Genomic DNA, 24,278 nt, shown 5'->3' on the forward strand with positions numbered 1-24,278 from the left:
CTGGTCGGTAAGGAGACGGCTGCATGAGCGCTCTTGAAAATCGAACCGCAGTCGGATCCTGCAGGCTGTTGCAGGCCGGTGAAAGCTACATCGGCAAACAAGGCCTGCAGTACAACGTCGCCATCTCGGCCGAAACGGTCGGGGCACACGGCATTCATATGCAGCTCGTAACGATTCCTCCCGGTGGACGAGCGAAGGCCCATAAGCACGCGACGCATGAAACGGCAATCTACGCGCTCAGCGGCGAGTCCGGCGTCTGGCATGGCGAGCAGCTCGAACATCACACCATCGTGAAGCCTGGCGATTTCTTCTACATCCCCGCAGACATGCCGCATCTGCCCTACAACCCAAGCACCACCGATCCCGTGGTCGCCGTGATCTCGCGGACCGATCCGAACGAGCAGGAAAGCGTGGTACTGCTGCCGGAGTTGGATCTGATTCACCCATAGCTTGATGTTTCCTGTCCGCATCCCAATGACGCGGGGGCTCATTCCGGTGCTCGCAAACGGGATTGAGGACATCCGGAATATCATTCCTGAAACATTTGTTCTGGAATGAAGGCGAAATGCAAATATTTAAATCAATCTACGAAATCACACATATCTACTGAATTCAGGAGATTTAGAGATCAAATCAGAACGTTCAAGGCCCCTGAAAGCGAAGAATTTGCGTACAAATGGCGAAGGTACGGGCCCTTGTGACAAAGGAACGTTGTGCTAATCTAAGCCCATCTGTAGTACTTCGCTCGTCGACTTGGTTCGCCTTAACTAAACGAAATAACGGTTGCAACATCGGTCGATCGGCAGTATGGTTACTACTGTATTCCAAAGTACCCACTAATTTAGTTACCTTCACGGTTCCCTCAGTGAAAGGTAGCAGCTCCGTCACCGCTTCTTTTGAACGACTGCATTTTCTCCTCGGTTCTCTTTATGCGCGAGTTTTCAATTCCCCCCCGCAATAGGAGTACTGCGTTATGCGCTTCCGTCTTCTTCCTTCCCTTCTTGTAGGGCTTGTTGTGTCTTCGGCTGGCCTGGTCCAGGCAGCTACTCTCGTTCCGACGATAACCGCTGCTGGAACTGCGGCTCACATTCCTCTGGGCGTCTTCTCAACCACGGTGACAGGCACCAACTTCACGACGACTTCGGTCGTCAACCTGTGTGGCGCCAATGTCCCGACCACGTACGTCAGTGCAACTTCACTGAAAATCACCGGCGTCTGCTCGAAGGCTGGAGCCACCTCGCTCTACGTGCTCAACGGCAGCACACCCTCCAAGGCCTTCTCCGTCAAGATTGGCATTGACAACCCGAAGTGCACACCGGAAGCAGCGCGGCGGTTCCTGGAGCAGGCAGCCTTTGGGCCTTCACCCTCGGATGCACTCGCAGTCCAGACGCTTGGCATGTCGGCGTGGATCGACCAGCAGTTTGCCCTGCCGCAGACATCTACCTACACGGTCGTTAAGACAGCGTACGGTGGAATGGCCACGCACTTCATGACGGACGCGGTCATGCAGCCCGACCAGCTTCGCCAGCGTGTGGGCTTTGCGCTGAGCCAGATCTGGGTCACGTCCTTAGTGCAGCTGGTCAATGCCAACATGATTCCCTACCAGGACATGCTGCTGGCGGACTCGTTCAGCAACTACAAGACCATCATGACCGACGTCACGATGAGTCCGCAGATGGGCCAATACCTCAACATGGCCAACAATGCCAAGGCCGACCCGGCAACGGGAAGCCTTGCCAACGAAAACTACGCTCGCGAGTTGATGCAGCTCTTCACCATCGGCGTGAATAAGCTGAATCAGGATGGTTCGACTGTTCTGAGCGGCGGCCAGCCTGTTCCCAATTATTCTCAGTTCACCGTAACCGAGTTTGCGCGAGCCTTCACGGGCTGGACATACAAGCCAGCCGGAAACGCCCCCGTAAAATGGCCGGGCAACACGCCCGCGTCTTACGTCGCGCCCATGGTTCCCTACCCTGCACAGCATGACACCGGTTCGAAGACCCTGTTGAATGGATTCGTTCTGCCCGCCGGCCAGACGCCGCAGGCGGACCTGACCGGAGCGCTCAACAACATTTTTTCGCACAGCAATGTTGGACCGTTTGTGTCACGCATGCTGATCACCCACCTGGTCAAGAGCAATCCCTCTCCCGCCTACATCTCTCGCGTGGCGGCAAAGTTCAATAACAACGGCAGCGGCGTTCGCGGCGACATGAAGGCGGTCATCAAGGCAATCCTGCTGGATACGGAAGCACGCGCCAACGATGAAAACACCGCACAGTCGGCCACGGACGGCCATCTGCAGGAGCCCGCACTCTTCCTCGCCGGAATGTACCGCGCCTTCCAGGGGACGATCGACGATACCAACAACTACCAGTGGTATCTGAGCACGATCGGCGAGCCAATCTTCTCCTCACAGGACGTCTTCAACTACTACGACTGGGATGGTGCTGTGCCGGGAACGAATTTGACCGGTGGCGAGTTCGAGATCAATACACCAAACGCCGCAGTTTTGAGAGCGAACCTGGTCCAGGGTCTGTTTGGCGCATATTCGAATCCCGTCCAGCATGCGGGCAACGGGACAATGGTCGACCTGACTCCGTATGTCTACCTTGGCGCTTATCCGAGTCAGCTGGTGGATGCGTTGGATCTGGCTCTGACCCACGGCACGATGCCTGCGGAGATGAAAAGCATCATCACCACCGCGGTCCAGAACGTGAATGAAGGTGGCAATCTGCGCAAGGTGCAGAAGGGCGCTTACCTGATTCTGACTTCGGGTTACTACAACGTCTGGCATTGATTGCCGGCGCTGAATCCTGAGCTGATACCTGCGCTGTTTTGCTGCCTGGTTTCGACTGAAACCCAAATTTGACTCACCACGATTTCTGAGGAGATTTCTGTCATGCATATCCGTTCCCGACGTGACTTTCTACGTAGTTCCGTAAAATCTGCCGCTGTGCTTGGCGCGGGCAGCATGTTCGCAAAACTGGGCGAGATGAACGCGCTCGCCGCCACGACTTCCGGCTATCAGGCTTTGGTCTGCATTTACCTGCAGGGCGGCAACGATGGTCACAATACGATCATTCCGATCGCAACGGCGCAGCAGAACTTTGCGCAGTATTCCAAGGTTCGTCAGGGGCTGGCGCTGTCGCAGTCTTCCCTGCTGGAGGTGATGAATGGCAGCGACTCGTATGGCTTCCATGCCAGCCTGCCGAACATCCGTGGCCTCTACAACTCTGGCAAAGCTGCTGTGCTTGCCAACGTCGGCAATCTCGTCGCTCCGACCAACCGTAGCATCTACCAGGGCAACAACCCTTCGGCATTGCCGAGTGCACTTTTCTCGCATACCGACCAGACCACGCAGTGGCAGACTGCTATTCCTAACTCGATTGCTTCGAGTGGTTGGGGCGGACGCATCGCGGACTATATGCAGTCGAAGAACAGCTCGGCTACTTTTCCCCCGGTGAGCGCTATGACGAACTGCGGACTCTTCTGCAATGGTGTGCACACTGCTCCGGCTACTGTGCCTCCGCCGACCGGGACTACCGCTACTGGCATTGCTGAGGTGACTGGTGTGATGTATGCGCCTTCGACTGCCACTGGCATGCAGCAGTTGCTCAGCTTTGATAATGGCTTGCAGCTGGTGCAGGCCAGCAATGGGATTCTGACTCGTGGTGCTCAGTATGCGAATACGCTTAGCTCGCTGCTGCAGAGCTCGAACATCACTACTGCGTTTCCTTCGAGCAATGCTCTTGCGGCGCAGTTGAAGACTGTGGCGAATGTGATGTCTGTGCGGAGTGAGCTTGGTTTGACACGGCAGATTTTCTTTTGCCAGTTGGCTGGGTTTGATACGCATGGGGGGCAGAAGGCTACTCAGGCTGCTTTGCTTACGCAGCTGGATCAGGCGGTGGCGGCTTTTTATGAGGCGATCCAGGAGCTGGGGTTGAACCAGGAGGTTACTACTTTTACTATCTCTGAATTTGGGCGGACGCTTACTGCCAGTGGGACGGATGGGAGTGACCATGCCTGGGGGAACCATCACTTTATTCTTGGCGGGGACGTCAAGGGTGGGAAGATTTATGGGCAGTTCCCGGATCTGGCGGTGGGGACTTCTATCGATGCGAATAATCGTGGGACGTTTATTCCTACTACGGCTATTGCTCAGTATGGAGCCACGCTTGCGCAGTGGTTTGGGGTGCCGGCTTCGGCGGTGCCTGGAATCTTCTCGAATATCTCGAAGTTCAGTACTTCTAATCTTGGATTTTTGGGGTAGGGCGTCTTGCTGTAAGTCTAGCTACTCTCTTGCCGCGCCTGGATTTTCCGGGCGCGGTTTTTCTTTTTGGGGTTAGAGGGGGGGGGCGGTATTTTCGTCGATTTTGGCTTGCATCGTGTTTCTTTTGTTGGGGTTGTGGGGTGGTTGATGTGCGCGTTTTGGTGCGTTTTGTGCACTTAAGGTGTGCATTATTGCGTTTGGCGGTTTTGATGGTGATTTCATTATGCGCTTTTTGGGGTTAATTCAACGCAAGTTGGAGAGAACGATTTTCGCCGCTGTTGGCGCGGGTTTTCGCGGGATTTGCGGGCGGGTGGGGTTGACAGCGGGACGGCTGTTCGGGTCTTTAGGGAGGGTTTGCGGGTGGGCTGGCCTGGCAGGGGCTGAAGCCCATATCTATATAGATGGCTTTTGCGGGACGGTCTGTGGTCTCCATCCGCCATCGATTAGTGGGATCAAGATTAGGTTTGTATGCGCTGCCGGGCTAGAACATCTGCGGAGGGCGCGAAGCCCATGTCTCAAGAGCGAGACATAGGGCACCCTCTGTTGTTCATTTCAGATGTGGCCCACCCGCCTGATTATGAGTTATATTAAGTTCACAGAACCTCCACGGACTTAATTCATTTGCATGCAGCATAGAACCTACGGGACAAATAAAGAGACATGGAACCGTTTATACAGTTTGCTGTCAGAATTTACGGAAAGTCTGTCACCCACGCCAAAGAAGACATCTTTGTTCTTACCACCGATGAGTGGGACGATTTTGGAACAAAATGCTATTTCCATGTCAGCTATTATGACGTCTTAGGGATACGCACAGAAATCGGTACGGTCAAAATCCTGCAATCTCCGGAGACAAAAAACACCTCGTTTGAACCTCTCGGTCGGACTGTCCTCCCAAACGTTTTTCATTCCCTTGGTGACAGCTATATTTCGCTCGGTCAGGAGGAAGCGTACTATCAACTTCTACACAAGACATTATCCAGAGAAAAATGCGCCGCCTTTCTTGAAGGGTTGAGGGATATCGCGTGGCAACCTGGCATTGCAGCTCCATTCGAGCCCTCTAGCGCGTTTAGAAATTCCATGATGCGCTTCAACGCTGCTCAAAGAGCGAGGCGCTTTGGACAGGCTCTTGTTTTAGGGGAGCCAATTCATGAAGATTTTGAGTTTACCTATGCGGCTGAGATCGCAGGTGCTGATTCAGTCATTGAGACCGCAATCCCGTTTGACCCGAAAGATGAACTTCCCGGAAGGGTGGTTGGCATAATCGGAAGAAACGCGGTCGGCAAGACGCAATACCTTGCGAACTTGGCAACAGACCTCTGCCAAGTAGCCCGAACTTCCAGCGAAAGCCAGCGAAAAAGAAATGAGCGATTTGAAGGTCTTAAGCCCCTTTTTACTAGGGTTTTAGCAGTGTCCTACAGCGCTTTCGACAGATTCGTACGTCCAAAATCTGTAGCCGCCAGCTATGTCTACTGTGGGATCAGGACGGACGGAGGCGGCCTATCCAGAAGGTCGCTTGTAGCAAAGTACCGGGAAAATCAGAAGCGCATCCGCGATGCTCATCGGAACACTTCGTGGATGCGCTACATGACTGAAATCCTAGGGGACGATGACGCTGTAATTGCTGCGGGTTTGGAAGAAGAACTCAACGATCCGAATACTGAGGATAATCCATTATCTCTCTTGAGTTCAGGTCAATCCATTCTCGTGCATTTTGTTACTTCACTACTTGCGTGGCTTGAACCGAATTCATTGGTACTATTTGACGAGCCTGAGACTCACCTGCATCCGAACGCTGTTGCGGCTTTATTCAACGTATTAACTGCTGTGCTTACCGAATACGAGTCTTTTGCGATAATTGCTACACACTCGCCTATTGTCATCCAAGAAATTCCAGCGAAACGCGTAATTGTGTTCAAGCGGACCGCCAATTTGACAATTGCTGAACCGCTGACCCTAGAAAGCTTTGGCGAGAGCATAGCCGAATTGACACGCCACGTCTTCGAGACAAATGACGTCGCGACCCTTTACCGACGAACCTTGAGTCGTCTCGCAAGTGTAGAGCCAATTGAGGAAACCGTGTCGCGTTTTGAGAGAGAGTTGAGTCTTAGCGCGCAAGCCTTCTTGATAGGTCAGCACGAACGTGCCGACAGGTAACAATATATGAAAAATCTGCAGATTATTAGTGTTCCGCCAGATTACATCACTTACTTCATCGCCATACGCGATGCTAAGCGCGCCGTGTCTGCGACGCAGGGCATAACAATCGATCACAAGGCTATCTTAGTTGACTCTGAGGTCAAGATCGCAGCTAGATATCGAGGCTTTCACAAAGCAATTGATGAAAATTGTCTAGAAGGCTTAAAGGCGTCAATTCCGATGAGAGCAATCGGAGATTCTCTGAGAACTTGCTACGACAGTAACACCAAGGGCGTCCGCAAGCTAAAGGCCGCGATCGTGGAGGCGCAAGGAATTCGCGTCTTAAAATATTGTCCGCTTTGTGGGACGAGTCTGATTGCAACTTATGACCATTACTTACCTGCGTCTTTGTTTCCTGAATTCGCTGTACATCCCTTAAATTTGGTGCCATGCTGCTCGACGTGTAATTCAACAAAGGGAGACGGATGGTTAGACCAAAATGGTAGACGATTATTCATCCATGCCTATTCCGACCCTCTACCCGCCGAAGCATTCCTCAAGGTCCGACTCAAAACAACTGCCGTCACAACAGGGGTCGGAGCAGTATTTTCGATTTTGAGGCCTCCATACTTTAGCAAGGCAGCGTGGACCTTAATTGAAGCACATTTTGATCATTTAAGACTAATTCCTCGTTATACAGCTTTATCAAACGATGAGATTGCAGAGATCCTTTCAGACTGCAAGACCTATCTTCGTGCTGGTGGTACGAACGTAAGAACATTCCTGGCGCTCAGAGCTACAGAGAGGTCTGACGTTTATGGTTCTAGTCATTGGCAAGCGGTCATAATGGGTGAACTCGCAAAAGCTCCTCAATTAGAAGATTGGATATCGAGAGTTAACTGACCTTTTTTGCTTCGCTGTCTCTCAGTTGGTAGAAGACTACCGCACGCCGGCTTTTAGCTTGCATGGAGCGCGACGTGGGAGCTTTTGGCGACCTACTCCACAGACAGCAGTTGGGGGTTTACCCAGGGGCCGTCGTTGCCTATTAGGCGGTCTGCTTCCAGTGGTCCCCAGGTGTGGGGGGTGTAGGTGTAGAAGGGGGTTACGTTGCCTAGGATGGGTTCTACGATGCGCCACTGGGCTTCGATGAGGTCCTGGCGGGCGAATTGTTCGCTGTTGCCGCGGCTGGCGTCGCCGAGGAGGCGTTCGTAGGGGGGCATGTCGGCGGAGGATTCGCGGTGCATTTCGAGTTCGATGTCGCGGCCGACCATGCGTTCGCCGGGGGTTTTGACGCGGACGCCGAGGCCGATGGTCATGTCTGGGCTGACGCGGATGCGCATGTGGGCGGAGGAGCAGGGGACGCGTTCGCCGAAGGTTTCCTTGGGTGGGCGTTTGAACTCGACTAATGCCTCGGTGCAGGTAACGGGGAGGAGTTTGCCGGCGCGGACGTAGATGGGGACGCCGGCCCAGCGCCAGCTGTCGATTTCGAGCTTGATGGCAACGAAGGTTTCGACGGGTGAGCCGGGGGCGACGCCGGGGACTTTGCGGTAGCCGTCGTACTGGCCGCGGACGACGCTGTCGGGTGTGAGGGGTTTGACGGCGCGGAGGAGCTCGGATTTGCGGTCGCGGAGGGCGTCGTGGTCTTCGCCTGTGGGCGGGTCCATGGTGAGGTTGGCGACGACCTGCATCATGTGATTTTGGACTACGTCGAGGAGCGCGCCGACTTCGTCGTAGAACTTGCCGCGGTCTTCGACGCCGAAGCTTTCGGCCATGGTGATCTGGATGCTGCGGATGTAGTTGCGGTTCCAGATGGGCTCGAAGATGGGGTTGGCGAAGCGGGTATAGAGGATGTTCTGGACGGGCTCTTTGCCGAGGTAGTGGTCGATGCGGAAGATGTTTTCTTCGGGGAAGAATTCGTGGAGTGTTTCGCCGAGGGCTTTGGCGGAGGCGAGGTCTCGGCCGAAGGGTTTTTCGACGACGACGCGGGCGTTGTGGGCGCAGCCGGAGGTGGCGAGGTTCTGGGCGACGGTGGCGAAGAGGCTGGGGGGGATGGCGAGGTAGTGGAGCGGGCGCTGGGCGGGGCCGAGGACGCGCTTGAGTTCGGTGAAGGTGCCGGGGTCGTTGTAGTCGCCGTCGACGTATTGGAGGAGGCTGAGGAGCTTTTCGAATGCGGGCTGGTCGATGCCGCCGTGCTGTTCGAGGCTTTCTTTGGCGCGGTCTTTGAGCTGGTCGAGGTTCCATCCGGCTTTGGCGACGCCGATGATGGGGAGATTGAAGCCTTCGTCGCGAATGAGGCCCTGGAGGGCTGGGAAGATCTGCTTGAAGGCTAGGTCGCCGGTGGCGCCGAGGAAGACGAATGCGTCGGAACGGACTGCAGCCATTGAGTGTGCTCCGGGGCGGTGGCCCGCGCTTGCTTGACTTCTGATTCATTATCGCCTGTTGGGGTGGCGGGGGAGTCTTTACTAATTCCATATGCGATGCCTATCGATTCCTTATGCTCCAAGCTGAAATCTATAGGAAGCCGCACACGGAGGTGGCTTGCTGAGGCATGTTCAAAATCCTATTTCTTTCTCTCATTGCTGGTATTGGCATTTTTGGTGGTTCATCGGTTGTTTCAGGGCAGGAAGCAAGTGGTGCGGCTGGTGTGGCGGGGGATGGTTCCGGGGCGGAGGCTTCGAAGCCTTTCTTTGCGCGGCTTGCGGATGCTTACCGGGAGGACTGGCGGCCGACGCAGGCTGCCGGAGAGGCTCCGAAGCGGCGTGGGTATGAGGGGCCGCTGGACTCGCCGCCGTTTCCGAGCAGTGACTATAGTGTGGGCGGGACGCCGGTGATTGGGGCTCCGGATACGCAGACGTATCCGCTGATGCAGGCGATCAATGGGAATCGCGGGCGGGTGAAGATTTATGGGTGGCTGAATGGCGGGTTTGACGTTTCGAGTTCGAACAAGGGGGATGGGGCTAACTCGCCGGCGGCTTATTACTACAATCCGAACCGGGTGATTCCGGACCAGGAGGTTTTGTATATTGAGCGGCTGCCGGATACGGTGCAGACTTCGCATATTGACTGGGGGTTCCGGTTTGCGCAGTTGTATGGGCAGGACTACCGGTATACGACTTCGAAGGGCATTTTTTCGCAGCAGTTGCTGGCGCGAAATCATGAGTATGGGTATGACCCGGTGATGTACTACCTGGACCTTTACTTTCCCAAGGTGGCGAAGGGGATGAATGTGCGGGTGGGGCGGTATATCTCGCTGCCGGATATTGAGGCGCAGCTGGCGCCGAATAACTACACTTACTCGCACTCGATTCTTTACACGATCGATCCTTATACGCAGACGGGGGTTGTGGCTTCGGTGAAGCTGACCGATCACTGGCTGATGCAGTTGGGGATTTCGGATGGCAACGATGTGGCGCTTTGGACGAAGGATGCTACGCCGACGGGTACGGCCTGTTTGGACTACACGTGGTCGAAGGGCGGGGATGCGCTGTATACGTGTGTGAATTCGTTGAACAAGGGCGACTACGCTTACAACAATCTGCAGAGCTTTTACGAGACCTGGTACCACAAGATCAATGCGCGTTGGCATACGGATACGGAGACCTGGTACATGTACGAGCGGAAGGTGCCGAATATTGCAGGGAATGTGGCGAATCCTGTGCCGACGGAGACGGGGGCGAATGGGGCTTATTGTCATGCGGGGATGCAGCGGTGTTTTGCGCCGGAGTTTGCGGTGGTGAATTACCTCGAGTACGAGCGGAATACGAAGAACTACTTTTCGTTCCGGAATGAGTTTGTGAATGACGTTCGCGGGCAGAGGACGGGGTATCAGACGAAGTATTCGGAGCACCTGATCAGCTATGGTCATTGGATCGGGTCAACTGTGCTGTTCCGGCCGGAGGTCCGTCTGGAGCATTCGTATGATGTGAAGGCTTATGACCTTGGGACGAAGTCGACGCAGTTTGTGGTAGCGGGGGATGTTACTTATCACTTCTAGGTGACAGCAGATTCCCCCGAGGGAATGACAGAGAGAAAAGCAAGTACAAAAGCAAAGGCAGCAGCAGGTCCTTCGACTGCGCTGCCTTTGGTCGCTTTGTTCGGGATGACATCGTTTATTTGATTCGGAGGTCTGCCTCGGTGGACTGATCGGGGATGGTTATGTGGAGGGTTTGGGATTGGGGGTCGTAGGTGGTTTTCAATGATGAGCTGCCTAGTGTGGCGGTGGCTTTGGATGATGGCCAGTTATAGAGGATTACTTCGATCTGGGTCCACCAGGGTTTGTAGGAGCCTTCGCGCGGGGCGAAGTGGAGGGTGGTCGACTTCCCTTCCGTGGTGCAGGTGAAGGACTGGCGGAGGTATTGGCCTTGCTTGTAGGCGAAGGTGTGGCCGTCGTCCAGGTAGAGATTCCCCTGGCAATCTTTTCCCGGGTAAACGCGGAGGGTAAGTGGGCCGCTGGGGGTTTCGCTGGTGCTCTGGACCAGGGGCTGCATGGGTATGATGCTGCCGCCGCGGATGTAGACGGCGAGGGTCTGGATATCGGGGTGAATTTTGTAGGGCTGGGGCTCGTTGGCCTGGGCTACTGTCTTGCCCTTTTCTATGGCGTTGGAGACGGTGACGATGTCTGGAGGAGAGGCCTGCGGGGGCATCTTTTTGCCGGTCCAGAAGTCGTACCAGTCGCCGGGTGGATAGCTGACAGCGTAGTCTTCGGGCATTTCCGCGAAGGGTGGCGGGGCTACGAGGATGCTGCGGCCGAGGAGGAACTCCGTGCCTTCGCCGCCGAAGCCGGGGCCGTTAGGGGAAAGGACCTCAGGGAATTCGAAGAAGATGGGGCGCATGAGCGGGTGGCCGGTGCGGGAGGCTTCTTCGGCGAGGGTGTAGATGTAGGGCATGAGGCGATAGCGGGTTTCGATGTAGCGGCGGCGGATGGCTTCCTGCTCGGGGCCGTGCACCCAGACTTCCTGGGGGAGCGAGCCGTAGGTGGAGTGGTCGCGATACATGGGGTTGAAGGCGCCGACCTCGATCCAACGGGTGAGCAGGTCGGCGTTGGCTGAGCCGTTGAATCCGCCGATGTCGTCTCCGACCATGGAGATACCGCTGAGGCCGAGGTTGATGAGCTGCTGGGTGGAGAGGCGCAGGTGGTTGTAGGTGGATGAGTTGTCGCCGGTCCAGGTGAAGCCGTAGCGCTGGCCTCCTGCATACGTCGCGCGGGTTAGGACGAAGGGGCGCTCGTTGGGCAGGATTTTGAGGAGGCCCTCGTAGGTGGCGCGCTCGTTTTCCATGCCGAAGATGTTGTGGATTTCGGCGTGGGTGGCGGTACGGTCGGCGAAGCCTTCGGCGGACGCGCCCTCGATGCGGTGGATGTTGTCGAGAGGCATGGTGGAGCCGGGGCCGCCGAAGACGGAGGGCTCGTTCATGTCGTTCCAGAAGCCGGAGACGCCTTCGGTGGCGAATTCCTTGTAGAGAGTGCCCCACCAGTCGCGGGTCTGGGCGCGGGTGTAGTCGGGGAAGACGGCGGGACCGGGCCAGACTACGCCTACGAATTCCTTGCCATCGGCGGCTTTGACGAAGTTGTCACCGGCGTGGCCGCTTTCATACGGAGCGTAGTTCTTTGGTTGATGGGCTATGTGCAGGTCGGTGATGGTGACCAGGTGGAGATGCTGCGCTTTCAGGTCGGTGATGAGTTTGGGGAAATCCGGGAAGGCTGTGGGATCGACGGTGAAGGGGCGATTGCGGTACTGGTAGTCGATGTCGAGGTAGACGACGTCGGAGGGGATCTTGTCGGTGCGGAGGCGGGTGGCTACGCGACGCAGGTCGGACTCAGGGTAGTAGCTGTAGCGGGATTGCTGGAAGCCTAGCGCCCAAATAGGCGGAAGCGGCGGGGTGCCGGTGAGGTAGGCGTAGCCTTCCACGACTTGTTTCGGAGTGGGGCCGTAGATGACGTAGTAGTCGAGCGGGCCGCCGTCGGAGCCGAAGGAGAAGTTGTCGCGGGACTGCTTGCCGAAGTCGAACCAGCTGCGCCAGGTGTTATCGAGAAAGAGGCCGTAGGTGAGGCCGCCGGTGGTGCCGAGGAAGAACGGGATGCTTTTGTAGAGAGGGTCGAAAGCTTCCTGGGGACCGATGTCGGTGTTCCAGTCGGTGTAGGCCTGGTTGCGGCGGTTGAAGGTGCCTAGCTTGTCGCCGAGGCCGTAGAACTGCTCGTCGCCGGGCATTTGTTTGTGGACGGTGAAGCCGCCGTTGGCGAACTCGGTGGGGCTGCTGAGGGCGTCACTGACGATAGGGTTGCCGGCGAGGTCCTGGACGAGGATGCGGAGGGGGTTGCGCTCGACTTTGACCTGGAGGGCGGTGGTCTTGAAGCTTGTGCCGTCCTGCGCAGCCTGCACGGGGACGGTGGCGGTGCGGGAGGCGGGGAGGACGGCCCAGGAGGCGTCTTCGGGGAGGGTGCTGGTGGGGGCGATGCGGATACGGACGACGTCCTGGCGCATGGCTACGATCTGGATGGTGGCTGGGCCGGATTGGAGCTGGATGCCGTTGGGGAGGGGTTTGGCTTCCGTTACGGATTCGAGGGACAGGCGTGGCTGGGCGGTTTGGGCCTGGGCTGTGACGACGAGCAGAGCTGCGGCGAGGGTGCTGAGGAGGAGTTTCATGCGGGCCTCACGGTGACAGGCCATGATACATCGGAGTGTGAGTGTGAGTGTGAGTGTGAGTGTGAAAAGCAAAGGCAAAGGCTTAGAAGCAGATTCCCTGCGGGAATGACAAACAAAAGGGCAAGGGCAACGGCAACGGCAACGGGAAGGGCAACGGCAAGGGCAACAGCAACGGCAAGGGCAACGACAACGGCAAGGACAACGACAACGGCAAGGGCAAGGGCAACGGCAAGGGCAAGAGCACCGGCAACTGCAACGGCGAGCGCAACGACTACTAAGGTGAGTGCGGGTGTTCGCGCATATCACTTTTGGGGGTGATGAGAAGAGTTTGCGTTATTGGCGGGATTTCCAGAGTTGGTAGAGGGCCCAGGCGGAGAGGGTGCAGTTGTCGCGGATGACGCCGGTCAGCATCATTTCTTCGAACTCGGGGATGGTGGCGGTGCGCATGACCAGGTCGTGCTCTTCGGGGTCGGGCTCGGTTTCGGTGGGGGTGAGGCCGGTGGCGAGAAAGACGTGCTGCTTCTGGTTGGCGAAGCCGTAGGCGATCCAGAGGGTGCCGAGGTAGGTCATGTGTTCGGCGTGGAGGCCTAGTTCTTCTTTGAGCTCGCCGCGGGCCAGTTCTTCGGGGTCTACGTTGCTCATTTCCCAGCCGCCCTGCGGGAGCTCGAGGGCGCGCTGCTGGATTGTGTAGCGGAATTGCTCGACTAAGTAGACGGTTTCGCCTTCGATGGGGATGATGATGGCGCAGTCGTCTTTGTCGATGACGCTGTAGATGCCGGGCTTGCCGTTGGAGCGGAGGATCTGGTCTTCGCGCATGGAGAGCCAGGGGTTTCGGTAGACTTCGCGGGTGGCGAGGGTGGTGATGCTGTCGATTTTGGGGTCGATGGGTTCGGGGGATTCGGGCTGGCTCATGGATTCCGTCGCGAGTGTGAGTGTGAGTGTGAGTGTGAGTGTGAGTGTGAAAAGCAAAGGCTTAGGAGCAGATTCCCCTAGGGGAATGACAGAAAGAAAAGCAAAGGTAACTGCAACGGCAACTACCTAGAAGCAGATTCCCTTCGGGAATGACAAACCAAAAAGGCAACGGCAACTACAACGGCAACTACCTAGAAGCAGATTCCCTTCGGGAATGACAAACCAAAAAGACAACGGCAACTACAACGGCAAAGGCAACGGCTGACAGGCTCGATGGCATGCAGGCCTGAGATTAGGTCAGGGCTTTTCTGGGGTGGTGGGTTGGACTGGGGTTATGTCCTTGTATTCCATGAGGGCTTTGTTGCTGTTGCGTTTGAACTGGAGTTGGCCGAGGTAGATGGGGATTTGCTGGAGGTGGGAGTGGAGGCCGTAGAGGAACAGCGTCTGCCAGTTGGCGGGTTTCCAGCGATAGGAGTATGCGGTGCGAGCGGCCATGGCGACGAGTAACAAGATCCAGAGGACGATAGGCCAGGGGCTGACGAGAAGTACTGACAGGATGAAGCAGAGGATGGGTGAGGCGATCCAGAAGATGCCGCGCTGCTGGTTGCGGCTGACTTCGTCTGCCCAGAAGGGTTCGGCGGTGCCGCGGAAGCGGGTGGAGACGGCGGCGTAGGCGAAGCCGGCTCGCTGGGAGCGGCGCCAGTATTGCGAGAAGCGGGTGATGGCGAGGTCGTGGAGGGTCATGGGCACGTCGATGTGCTGGATGCGCCAGCCATGGCTGCGGATGCGGCGGCACATCTCGGGCTCTTCGCCGGCGATAAGAGTTTCGTCGAAGCCGTTGACTTGCTCGAGGACGGCGCGGCGGATGAGAACGTCTCCGCCGAAGAATGGGGTTTCACCGGGTGGGTAGACCCAGTCGAGGTCGAGGATGCGGATGTAGTTGGAGCGGCAGGGGGAGATTTCGCGGCGATGGCCCCAGGCTGCGGCATAGCTCTGGTCTTCGCGGAGTTTCTCAAGGGCGGCGAAGGGGAAATCGGCGTTGAGGATGGTGTCGCCGTCGAGGAAGAGGATCATTTCGCCGGTGGCGTGGCGCCAGCCGAAGTTGCGGGCGCGGGCGGCGGTGAAGGGGCCGGGCGGGAGCGGGAGAACTGTGGCTCCGAGGCTTGCGGCTAGTTCGAGGCTGCCGTCTGTGGAGCCGGAGTCTACGTAGAGGATCTCGGAGGCTGGCCAGAGGTTGATGGCCTGGGCGGAGAGGATGCAGCGCTCCAGGCGTTCGCCCTCGTTGCGGCCGATGATGACTACGGAGAGGTTGCAGCGGGCGGGAGAGGCGGTGGGGGTGGTGCTCATGCTTGCAACTCCGGGACTGCCGGTTCTGCGGCTTCTACGGTTTTGCGCTGGATTGGGATGGCTGGGACGCCGGCGACTGTGGCTCCGGCGGGGACATCGCGGGTGACCACGGCGTTGGCGCCTACGGTGGCGTTGTCACCGATGGTGACGCCGCTGAGGACGGTGACGCCGCGGCCGATCCAGACTTCTTTCCCGATGACGATAGGTTTGGCGATGTGGCCGGATTTGCGGAGGGTGGTGCCTTCTTCGCGGGTGTGATTGGCGTCACGGATGCTGGTGTATTCGCCGATCATGGTGCCCTGGCCGATGTGGATACCGGCGTAGGCGACGAGGTGAACACCGGTCGACAGAACTACGCCGTCACCGAGAGTGATTTCGCCGCTGCCCTCGGTTTCCATGTATTGGTTGGGATAGATGAGCAGGCCCTGGCCGCAGCGGATGTTACCGGTGCCGTAGACCTGGGCTCGGCCAAGGACGACGGTGCTGATGGGAAGCGGCTGGTTGAGGCGGGCGCTGAGCGCGGCGAAAGAACTGAGGCGGCGCCAGGAGCGGAGGATTGGGGCGAAGGTCCGCTGAAAGAGAGCAAGCGGGGTGACCAGCGCGGATTTGAGAAGTCCAGACGGCATGCTTGCTTTCTTTGATGCGATGTAAGACCGCTGCGGCGAGGGCAAGTTGTACCCTGCCATCGTATTACGAGCGCGGGTTGCATTGGCGGGAATCGCAGACGCTCATGAGAGATTCGTCGGGCGAACCGGCCATCTTTTCCAAGATGACAAACTTTGCGGCGGGAGTCTATGGCTCGTTGGCGGTAGATGCATGAGTTGAAATTCATTACCGGGGTGTCGGCGCGAGTCGCGCTTGAAAGCGAGCGGCTAATGTATCGAGGTTGGTGGCTAGGTTGTATTCGGCGGCGGCGGTGATGCGGGCTTCCCTGCCGAGGCGAAGGCGCAAGGGTTGGTCCGTGGCGAGTAGGGTGATGGCTGCCTGGAGTGCCTGGGGGTTGGCGGGCGGGACGAGGAGTCCGTTCTGGTGGTCGCGGATGAGTTCGGGGATGGCGGCGATGGTGGTGCTGATGCAGGGGACGCCGAGGGCCATGGCTTCCATGAGGGCGACGGGGAGGCCTTCGGCGAAGCTGGCGAGGATGAAGACGTCGGCTTTGGCGACTTCGGCGAGGGTGGGCTGGTGGGCCATGGCGCCCAGGAAGCGGAGGTTCTGTGCGATTCCGAGTTCGGCGGCGAGGGATTCGAGGGCTTGGCGCTCGGGGCCGTCGCCGATGAGGGTGCAGGTGAACGGGATGCCTGCGGTGGCGATGGGGGCGAGGGCTTCGAGTAGGATGCGGTGGCCTTTGGCGGCGACCATGCGGCCGGTGCAGGCGAGTTTCAATGGGCCGGCTGCGGTGCTGGGGTTGGTGGGTTGCAGGGCTTCGCAGTCTACGCCGAGGCGGACGACTTCAAGGCGGCTGGCGGGGAGATGTGGGGCGATGCGGAGGACCTGGCTGCGGCAGAAGTCGCTGATGCAGACGATGAAGCTGGCGGATTCGATCTTCTGGCGGAGGTAGAAGGCTTCCTGGTCGAAGAATTCGTCGGGGCCATGGAGGGTGACGGACCAGGGGATCCGCCAGGCCTGGGAGGTGAGCATGCCTACGGTGGCGACGGGTCCGCCGAAGTGGACGTGCAGGTGGGGCAGGTTGTTGCGGCGGAGCCAATCGCCGACGAGCAGGGCTTCGGCGAAGTAGAAGAGGGCAAAGGCGCGGGCGGCGAGGTCAGACTTGCCGAGTCGGAGGGCGGCGCTGAGGCCGCGGACGGCGACAGCTGGATTTTTGAGGGCGATGGCGAGGATCCTGAGGGCCATTGCCGCTTTGCCGCCGGACTTGATGTAGAAGGTTTTTGCTGCTTCGGCGGCCTCGACCTGGGGCAGACCGGCGATGGGGCGGTCGGGCGGATTGATGGATGCGGTTTCGATGATGAGGCCGCGCTGACGCATGCCCAGGACTTCCTTCAGAAAGAAGGTGTGGGAGATGCCGGGGTACCGGCTCAGCAGGTATCCGACGCGCAGGACTGGGGTTGGGGAGGAGTTTTGCACGGTGGACTCAGTATACGGGCCAAGTATACGGGAACCGTCCGGTCCGATCCGGGGTTTGGAGAGACCGCATAGGGAGGCGGGATGGGCGCAGATGCGGTTACCTGGTAACCACATGGTGCCGCTGTCACGATTTGGCCGGTAAGTCTACTGATTGGGTGGGTTTGTGGGGGCGCTGTCCGAGATCACAAGCGCCTGGGAGGCCGGTATCCGATGCGGAGAGTGCCCAAACGCGCGATTTTGGCGGTTTCAGTAACCCTGAATGGTTACTTTCTTCACAGATTTGAAGTACTGAATGGCCACCCGGAGGGGGGGGTCTTGCCCACTAATTCGCCATTGTTCCAGCGGGGAAAGGCCGATACCTTGAGAAAGTCGATGGGACTCCGGGGCTGTACCAGACAGCGAAGGGCCGGACCAGCCAGCAAGTCGACTGAAGTGGCAGTGAAATTCTTAAGGATTGATAAGACGGTGCCAGGACACGGTCGGCGAGGCTTAAGAAAAACTCAGAAAGGCCGATAGGCCGGGTATGAGTTTACGAACCAGTTCTTTGGGAAGAGGCAGAACAGCATGAGCATGACATTGAAGACCTCCGTAGCGGTAATGGGTTTGCCCTTGGCGAATGTGACGGCGAGTGAGGCGATCGACCAGATCGAGAGTTTGATTCTTTCGGGCGGCGCGCATCAGGTGGCGACGGCGAATCTGGATTTCTGGCTCAATTCTCTGCATGACGTCCATCTGCACCGGATTATTGCCGGTTGCAGTCTCGTGTTGCCGGACGGTATGCCGCTGGTTTGGATTTCGAAGATGCTGGGTGCTCCTTTGAAGGAGCGGGTTTCCGGCGCCGACCTGGTGCCGCAGCTTGCGGAGCTTTCTTCACGCAAGGGTTACAGGATTTATCTGCTGGGCGGCAAGCCCGGTGTGGCGGAACGGGCCAAGGCGAAGTTGGAAAAGATGTATCCGGGCGTCAACATTGTCGGGCATCACGCCCCGGTGCTGGCGGACCTGGAGCGCATGGATCACGGCGATACGCTGGAGCGGATCAAGCTCGCGAAGCCGGACATTCTGATGGTTGCGTTTGGCAATCCGAAGCAGGAAAAGTGGATTCGCATGCATGCCAAGCGGCTGGGCGTGCCGGTTTCGATCGGCATTGGCGGCAGCATGGATATGTTGATCGGGGATGTGAAGCGGGCTCCTAAGTGGATGCAGAAGAGTGGCCTGGAGTGGTTTGGACGCTGCATGCAGGAGCCGAAGCGCCTGGTGCCGCGGTACTGGCGGAACTTCACCGGCCTGTCAGTGAAGCTGCCGATCGCTCTGATGGCTACGCAGTTGCAGCGGCCTTCCAGTGGTGAATCTTCTACGAGCCGGATGAGCGACCCGGGCATGGTTCACCTGCATGTTCAGGGGAACCTGGAAGCTGAGTTTGCGGGTGTTTTGAACCGCACGGTCGAGAACTGCATTGCCGGCGGACAGTTGCTGGTGCTGCATCTGGATGAGCTGAAGTATGCCAGCCCTGAGGGTTTGGGCGCGCTGCTGATGGCGCGGCAACGGATGCTTTCGATGGGGCTTTCGCTGACACTGGCGAGTGTGCCGGCGCGGATGAAGCTGTTGTTTTCGGCATGGTGCCTGGAGCCGCTGTTCGACGAGTTCAAGCTGGAGCGGGAACGCTTTGCGCGGGACAAGAAGGCGCAGCGAGCGCAGACGTTTGCGACGCTGGTGGGCAAGGAAACCGGCTTCCCTACAAAGATCAAGGGATAAGCAAGACAGCATACGTGACGGAATCCCACTGCCTATCGGCGGAGGAAGACAGGAAAGCTATGTGCCAGGGAAAGCTACCGGGAGACCCATGCCCCTTTCGAGGGATTTGCAATCCAGCCGTGAAAGGCGACTCTGAGGAACAAGGATTGGTGTATTCTGGCGGTGAAAAACCGTCCGGGAGCGATCGCGAAGGCGGTTCACGCCGTAGCGTCTGCGGAGGGTCTAAGCCTATTCCAGTCCTGGCGAATATCAATTGAAGACTGGTTCAAGGCCACTGCTGTCCGTCATGAACGAGGTAGCGGGCGCCGAGCAGAAGCAAGGAGAACAGGGATGAGCGCAGTTCAAGAAGCACCCGTACCAACAGCGAAAGCTTCGACCATTGTCCCCGTACCGAAGATCCACGCGCGCGATCTACCGTATGAGAAGTTCCTGACCGATTATGTGGAGACGAACAGGCCGGTAGTGATTGTGGACGCTGCGCCGGGTTGGGGAGCGCTGCAGAGCTGGACTCCTGAGTACTTCAAAAACAAGTACGGCGATCAGAATGTTGAAGTGACCTATGGCGTGAAAAGCCAGATGGCTGAGGTAATGGACGGAGTCCTTGCATCGACTGCGGAGAAGCCAGGGCCGTATCTGCATAAGGTGATCATTCATCAGCACATGCCTGCGCTGCTTTCTGACCTTGCGCCTGAAAATACCTATGCCTTTCCGCGGAGATATTGCAGTCCGCTGATGCCGAAACGATTCCGGCGGCCAGATGGCTATCTCAAGTTATTGATCGGCGGGGTGGGCGGTAAGTTTCCGCTGATGCACTATGACTCGGACAACGCGCATGCAATGATTACGGAGATTTACGGGGATAAGGAGTTTGTCTTGTTTTCTCCGGAGGATACTCCGTATGTGTATCCGCATGCACACTCGGCGGGGACTTCGCAGATTGACGATCTGGACCATGTGGATTTGAATCGCTTCCCTGACTTTCCGAAGGCTACGCAGTATCGCGTGATCATCAAGCCAGGCGAGTCAATGTTTGTGCCTTCGCGGTGGTGGCATTCGGCGCGGGTGGTGACGACTTCGGTTTCGGTTTGCACGAACATGATGCACTCGACGAACTGGGATGGCTTTGTGGATCTTTCGTGCGATACGCCGAATGGCAAGGTGCGACCTGCGATGCTTGTGAAGCGGCTGTATCTCAAGGCTGCCGGGATGGTGATGAGCATGGTTGAAGGCCTGCAGAAGACCTTTCCGAACGCAAGCCTGGTGCGCAAGCTGGGATATCTTTCGCCGTTCACGCCGGCAGCTCGACGCTCATAACATCGGGTTTTCGCACATCGACTGTCTAGTTAGATAACCTGGCTGCATCGAAGCGGGATTGTGGTGGCAGTGTGCTGATGAGCAATCCAACTTTAGTGCCACCGCTGCCTACCTCTCCGTTCGACTGCAATGAAAATGGGCTCCTGTACAATTTGTTTAGCGAAACAGAGGAGAATCTCGACGTGAATGCTGAGTTTGCGGCACGGTCAATCGGGGTGCGGCTTACGGCATCTGGCCTTTCACTTCCTTGTCGACGTGAAAGTCTTCTCGCGTTGAACTGCGATCCAGTTTTCGATACGGGGAGAGAGTAGCTGATGGCCACCAACGTAGCAGGTTCGAAGGATGCTCCGCTGGGTGCTTCTGCGAAGACTCCTGTTGTTGATCCTCCGAAGAAGAGCAAGCGCAAGCAGTTTGCGAATGTATGGCCCGAGGTATGGACGCTAGTCTATCCGCGGCGCTGGATTCTTCTGCTTGGCCTGCTGCTGCTGATTGTGAATCGCGTGGTGGCGCTGGCGCTTCCTGTTTCGACCAAGTTTCTGATTGACGATGTTGTCGGCAAGAGGCATGCGTATCTGCTGCTTCCGCTGGTAGGGGCGGTGCTGGTGGCGGTGCTGATGCAGGCGGGATCTTCGTTTGCTCTGACGCAGTTGATGTCGAAGTCGGCGTGGGTGCTGATTACCGAGCTGCGCATCAAGGTGCAGGCGCGGATAGCCCGGCTGCCGATCAAGTACTACGATGCAAACCGCACGGGGACGCTGGTTTCGCGCATTATGTCGGATGTCGAGGGGGTTCGTAACCTGATCGGGACGGGGCTGATGGACTTCGTTGGCAGCGTGCTGACGGCGATGTTCTCGTTCTTTATCCTGATGCGGATCAGCCCCAAGATGACTCTGCTCGCGTTTGCCATTATTGCACTGTTTTCGCTGGGGTTGCGGCGAGTGTTTGCGCTACAGCGAGGGATCTACCACGACAGGTCGGTGCGGGTGGCGGAGATCACGGGGCGGCTCACGGAATCGCTGGCGGGGGCGCGGGTGGTGAAGGGGTATCGCGCTGAAGAGCGCGAGTCTTCGCAGTTTGCGGTGAGCGTGCGCGGGTTGCTTAAGAGCTATATGAAGTCGATTACAGCGACTTCGGTGATGAGCCTATCGACGACTGCGGTGGCGGGTGTCGTTGGGGCGATGGTGATGTATCTGGGCGCGCGACAGATGCTGGGCGGCAGGTTAAGCCTGGGCAACTATGTGACCTATAACATCTTCCTGCTGTATCTTGTGGCGCCGGCGTTCCAGTTAGTATCGCTGGGAACACAGATATCAGAAGCGATTGCGGGTGTGGATCGTACGCGCGAGGTTTTGATCGAGGCCGAGGAAGATGACGATCCACGGCGCACGGTAGAGCTCAAGCAGGATACGCTGCGGGGCAACATCGTTTTCGATAATGTTGGTTTTGAATATGAGGCGGGCAAGCCGGTATTGAGCAATATTTCGTTCTCGGCGCCGCAGGGAACAGTGACGGCTCTGGTGGGGCCCTCGGGGTCGGGTAAGTCGACGATTATCAGCCTGGTCAGTGCGTTCCACAATCCTAACTCGGGGATGATACGGGTGGATGGGGTGGATCTAACTACGGTGGCGCTGGGAAGTTATCGCAGCCACTTAGGGCTGGTGCTTCAGGAGTCTTTCCTGTTCGATGGCACGATTCATGACAACGTGGCCTTTGCGCGTCCGGATGCTACGCGCGAGGAAGTGATTGAAGCCAGCCGGATTGCGCGGGTGGATGAGTTCGCGCAGCGGTTCCCTGAGGGATATGACGCGATTGTCGGCGAGCGCGGCGTGAAGCTCTCTGGCGGGCAGCGGCAGAGGATTTCGATTGCTCGCGCCATTCTCGCTGATCCGAAGATTTTGATTCTGGATGAGGCGACTTCGAGTCTGGATTCGGAATCGGAGGCGTTGATCCAAGAGGGCTTGTCTTACCTGATGGCGGGGCGCACTACTTTTGTGATCGCACATCGGCTGTCGACGATTCGCCGGGCGGATCAGATTCTCGTAATTGAAGATGGGCTGATCCGTGAGCGGGGCACGCACTCTGCGCTGCTGGCTGAGCGCGGCCGTTACTACGACCTGTACACGCGGCAACATGCGTTTGAGAGCAATCTTTTCCTGGCGCCGGGTGAAGGCGAACAGATAGAAGAAGAGGCGGCGGTAGCGAACGGCGCTGGGCCCCGGTTGAGCCTTTCGAAGGCGTTGCGCGGGCTGCAGTAGCCGCGCGACGACTCTCGATTTGGAGAGGCTTCGCTTTTCGTGCTGGCGAGCCAATCTTCTCCTGCTGTACTTTGTTGCCTCCACACTCAAGAGTGATGCCAATTTCCTGAGATAACGGGACCTGCCTCTTTCGAGATCTGTTGCGGTGGAACCGGACCGTGGATGCGATGTGAAGAGCCATGGTCAGGATTTAGTATGATTTACCGGCTACCCAAAATCGCATCAACGGAAATGTGGGTCCATTGAACGAACGATCACAACCGATGGTGCTGGTGTGTGCGACGATGTGGTGGCCGCTTTCGGCGCGCTTGTCGATGGCGCTGATTCGCCATGGTTGCCGAGTATCTGCGCTGTGCCCGCCGGGGCATCCGCTGCGCTTTATGCATGGTGTGGCGGCGACCTATTCCTACCAAGGGCTGGACTCGGTTGGGTCGCTACGGAAGGCTATTGCCGAGGCGCGGCCGGACCTGATTGTGCCTGGAGATGACGGGGTGGTTTGGCAACTGCACGAGTTGCATGCGCGGGTGCCGGAGTTGCGGCCGTTGATTGAGAAGTCGCTGGGTGGGAGTGAAGCCTATGCGACGATTCGCAGCCGTGGGGCTTTCTTACAGAAGGCGGCAAGGCTGGGGATCCGTGTGCCGATGACACGGACGATTGGTGCCGAGGCCGATCTGAACTTCCTTGCCGAGAACGAACCTTCGGTGCTGAAGCTCGACGGGACGTGGGGCGGTTCGGGTGTGGCGATTGCCCGGTCGAAGGCGGAGGCGGCGGCTGCGTTTCGCAAGCTATCGCAGCCGATGACCGCGGGAGTTGCGTGGAAGCGGTTCCTGGTGAATCGCGATCCGCTGGCGCTGTGGTCGTGGCGGAAGCGGGAGACTCCTAGCGTTACGGCACAACAATTTGTGGCTGGGCGGCCGGCGAATACGATGTTTGCGTGCTGGGAAGGCGAAGTGCTGGGCAGTGTGACCGTGGAGGTGCTTTCGGCGCAGGGTGCGACGGGCGCGGCGACGGTGGTGCGGATCGTGCGCAATGCAGAGATTGAGCGGGCGGCGCGGTTGCTGGCGAAAGATTTGAAGCTGAGCGGGTTCCATGGACTGGACTTCATGCTTGAGGATGCGACGGGTGCGGCTTACCTGATTGAGCTGAATCCGCGATGCACGCAGCTGGGGCATCTGATGGTTGCCGGGCAGGGAGATCTGGCTGGGCTTATCAGTGCGCAGCTGAAGGGCGAGGCTGTTGTGTTGCCGGCGGAGGATGCGTGTATCCAGGGCGATACTGTGGCTTTCTTTCCGCAGACTTTTACGTGGAATCCGGCGAGCGTTTATCTGCGGCGAGGGTATCATGATGTTCCGTGGGAAGAGCCGGATTTGGTGCTGGAGTTGATGCGGAAGCCATGGCCGGAGCGGCAGTGGCTTAGCCGGGTCTACCATCACTTCCGGGTGATGAAGCGGATGGATGAGGTTAGGTTCTAGGGGATAGGGAATAGGGAATAGGGAATAGGGAATAGGGAATAGAAGTCTGGAAGCGGATTCCCTTTGGCAATGACATAAAGAAAAGCAAGAGCAA

16 protein-coding genes are annotated in these 24,278 nt (G+C 57.8%); 10 read left to right on the forward strand and 6 right to left on the reverse strand.

The window, feature by feature from the left end:
* Positions 1-23: 23 nt before the first annotated feature.
* From AC5S27_RS18995 to AC5S27_RS19015, 5 genes are all read left to right on the forward strand, one after another.
* Complete coding sequence (locus tag AC5S27_RS18995; RefSeq protein WP_493936131.1) at positions 24-449, forward strand: cupin domain-containing protein; 426 nt, start codon at positions 24-26, stop codon at positions 447-449.
* Between the two features lie 524 nt (positions 450-973).
* A complete protein-coding gene (locus tag AC5S27_RS19000) occupies positions 974-2,797 on the forward strand; it encodes a DUF1800 domain-containing protein (protein ID WP_493936132.1) in 1,824 nt (607 codons plus the stop codon).
* A gap of 102 nt (positions 2,798-2,899) precedes the next feature.
* Positions 2,900-4,270, forward strand: coding sequence for a DUF1501 domain-containing protein (locus AC5S27_RS19005; protein ID WP_493936133.1), 1,371 nt, complete (start codon positions 2,900-2,902; stop codon positions 4,268-4,270).
* A gap of 660 nt (positions 4,271-4,930) precedes the next feature.
* On the forward strand, positions 4,931-6,427 hold the full coding sequence (locus AC5S27_RS19010; RefSeq protein ID WP_493936134.1) for an AAA family ATPase: 1,497 nt from the start codon (positions 4,931-4,933) through the stop codon (positions 6,425-6,427).
* Between the two features lie 6 nt (positions 6,428-6,433).
* On the forward strand, positions 6,434-7,312 hold the full coding sequence (locus tag AC5S27_RS19015; RefSeq protein WP_493936135.1) for an HNH endonuclease: 879 nt from the start codon (positions 6,434-6,436) through the stop codon (positions 7,310-7,312).
* 92 nt (positions 7,313-7,404) lie between these two features.
* On the opposite strand, the gene zwf is transcribed toward AC5S27_RS19015, so the two are convergent.
* Positions 7,405-8,790 (reverse strand): glucose-6-phosphate dehydrogenase, encoded by a 1,386-nt coding sequence (gene zwf, locus AC5S27_RS19020; protein ID WP_493936136.1) that lies wholly within the window; start codon positions 8,788-8,790, stop codon positions 7,405-7,407.
* Between the two features lie 167 nt (positions 8,791-8,957).
* Here zwf and AC5S27_RS19025 point away from each other — a divergent pair, with 167 nt between their 5' ends.
* Complete coding sequence (locus AC5S27_RS19025) at positions 8,958-10,403, forward strand: outer membrane beta-barrel protein (protein WP_493936137.1); 1,446 nt, start codon at positions 8,958-8,960, stop codon at positions 10,401-10,403.
* Positions 10,404-10,518: 115 nt separating this feature from the next.
* Here AC5S27_RS19025 and AC5S27_RS19030 read toward each other — a convergent pair whose 3' ends face one another.
* From AC5S27_RS19030 to AC5S27_RS19050, 5 genes are all read right to left on the reverse strand, one after another.
* Entirely contained in the window at positions 10,519-13,050 is a 2,532-nt protein-coding gene (locus AC5S27_RS19030; RefSeq protein WP_493936138.1) for a glycoside hydrolase family 31 protein, read from the reverse strand.
* A 333-nt stretch (positions 13,051-13,383) separates the two neighbouring features.
* Positions 13,384-13,962, reverse strand: coding sequence for an NUDIX domain-containing protein (locus AC5S27_RS19035; protein WP_493936139.1), 579 nt, complete (start codon positions 13,960-13,962; stop codon positions 13,384-13,386).
* A gap of 297 nt (positions 13,963-14,259) precedes the next feature.
* A complete protein-coding gene (locus AC5S27_RS19040; RefSeq protein WP_493936140.1) occupies positions 14,260-15,309 on the reverse strand; it encodes a glycosyltransferase family 2 protein in 1,050 nt (349 codons plus the stop codon).
* Positions 15,306-15,935 (reverse strand): acyltransferase, encoded by a 630-nt coding sequence (locus tag AC5S27_RS19045; RefSeq protein WP_493936141.1) that lies wholly within the window; start codon positions 15,933-15,935, stop codon positions 15,306-15,308. Before AC5S27_RS19045 ends, AC5S27_RS19040 begins: the two co-directional genes overlap by 4 nt.
* A 205-nt stretch (positions 15,936-16,140) precedes the next feature.
* Positions 16,141-17,391, reverse strand: a complete 1,251-nt coding sequence (locus AC5S27_RS19050) for a glycosyltransferase family 4 protein (protein WP_493936142.1) — start codon at positions 17,389-17,391, stop codon at positions 16,141-16,143.
* A gap of 564 nt (positions 17,392-17,955) precedes the next feature.
* Here AC5S27_RS19050 and AC5S27_RS19055 point away from each other — a divergent pair.
* The 4 genes from AC5S27_RS19055 (at position 17,956) to AC5S27_RS19070 (ending at position 24,184) form a co-directional block, all read left to right on the forward strand.
* A complete protein-coding gene (locus AC5S27_RS19055; protein WP_493936143.1) occupies positions 17,956-19,143 on the forward strand; it encodes a WecB/TagA/CpsF family glycosyltransferase in 1,188 nt (395 codons plus the stop codon).
* Positions 19,144-19,473: 330 nt separating this feature from the next.
* Positions 19,474-20,457: a cupin-like domain-containing protein gene (locus AC5S27_RS19060; RefSeq protein WP_493936144.1), complete on the forward strand. Its 984-nt coding sequence runs from the start codon at positions 19,474-19,476 to the stop codon at positions 20,455-20,457.
* A gap of 314 nt (positions 20,458-20,771) precedes the next feature.
* Positions 20,772-22,712 (forward strand): ABC transporter ATP-binding protein, encoded by a 1,941-nt coding sequence (locus tag AC5S27_RS19065; protein ID WP_493936145.1) that lies wholly within the window; start codon positions 20,772-20,774, stop codon positions 22,710-22,712.
* A gap of 242 nt (positions 22,713-22,954) precedes the next feature.
* Complete coding sequence (locus tag AC5S27_RS19070; protein WP_493936146.1) at positions 22,955-24,184, forward strand: ATP-grasp domain-containing protein; 1,230 nt, start codon at positions 22,955-22,957, stop codon at positions 24,182-24,184.
* The last annotated feature ends 94 nt before the right edge of the window (positions 24,185-24,278 follow it).

This window comes from Acidicapsa borealis (assembly GCF_059115245.1).

Coding starts and splice junctions, on each gene's coding strand:
- AC5S27_RS19010 (WP_493936134.1), top strand. CDS start 4,931: ATGGAACCGTTTATACAGTTTGCTGTCAGAATTTACGGAAAGTCTGTC.
- AC5S27_RS19045 (WP_493936141.1), bottom strand. CDS start 15,935: ATGCCGTCTGGACTTCTCAAATCCGCGCTGGTCACCCCGCTTGCTCTC.
- AC5S27_RS19060 (WP_493936144.1), top strand. CDS start 19,474: ATGAGCGCAGTTCAAGAAGCACCCGTACCAACAGCGAAAGCTTCGACC.
- AC5S27_RS18995 (WP_493936131.1), top strand. CDS start 24: ATGAGCGCTCTTGAAAATCGAACCGCAGTCGGATCCTGCAGGCTGTTG.
- AC5S27_RS19000 (WP_493936132.1), top strand. CDS start 974: ATGCGCTTCCGTCTTCTTCCTTCCCTTCTTGTAGGGCTTGTTGTGTCT.
- AC5S27_RS19005 (WP_493936133.1), top strand. CDS start 2,900: ATGCATATCCGTTCCCGACGTGACTTTCTACGTAGTTCCGTAAAATCT.
- AC5S27_RS19025 (WP_493936137.1), top strand. CDS start 8,958: ATGTTCAAAATCCTATTTCTTTCTCTCATTGCTGGTATTGGCATTTTT.
- AC5S27_RS19030 (WP_493936138.1), bottom strand. CDS start 13,050: ATGAAACTCCTCCTCAGCACCCTCGCCGCAGCTCTGCTCGTCGTCACA.
- AC5S27_RS19035 (WP_493936139.1), bottom strand. CDS start 13,962: ATGAGCCAGCCCGAATCCCCCGAACCCATCGACCCCAAAATCGACAGC.
- AC5S27_RS19065 (WP_493936145.1), top strand. CDS start 20,772: ATGGCCACCAACGTAGCAGGTTCGAAGGATGCTCCGCTGGGTGCTTCT.
- AC5S27_RS19055 (WP_493936143.1), top strand. CDS start 17,956: ATGAGCATGACATTGAAGACCTCCGTAGCGGTAATGGGTTTGCCCTTG.
- AC5S27_RS19040 (WP_493936140.1), bottom strand. CDS start 15,309: ATGAGCACCACCCCCACCGCCTCTCCCGCCCGCTGCAACCTCTCCGTA.
- zwf (WP_493936136.1), bottom strand. CDS start 8,790: ATGGCTGCAGTCCGTTCCGACGCATTCGTCTTCCTCGGCGCCACCGGC.
- AC5S27_RS19015 (WP_493936135.1), top strand. CDS start 6,434: ATGAAAAATCTGCAGATTATTAGTGTTCCGCCAGATTACATCACTTAC.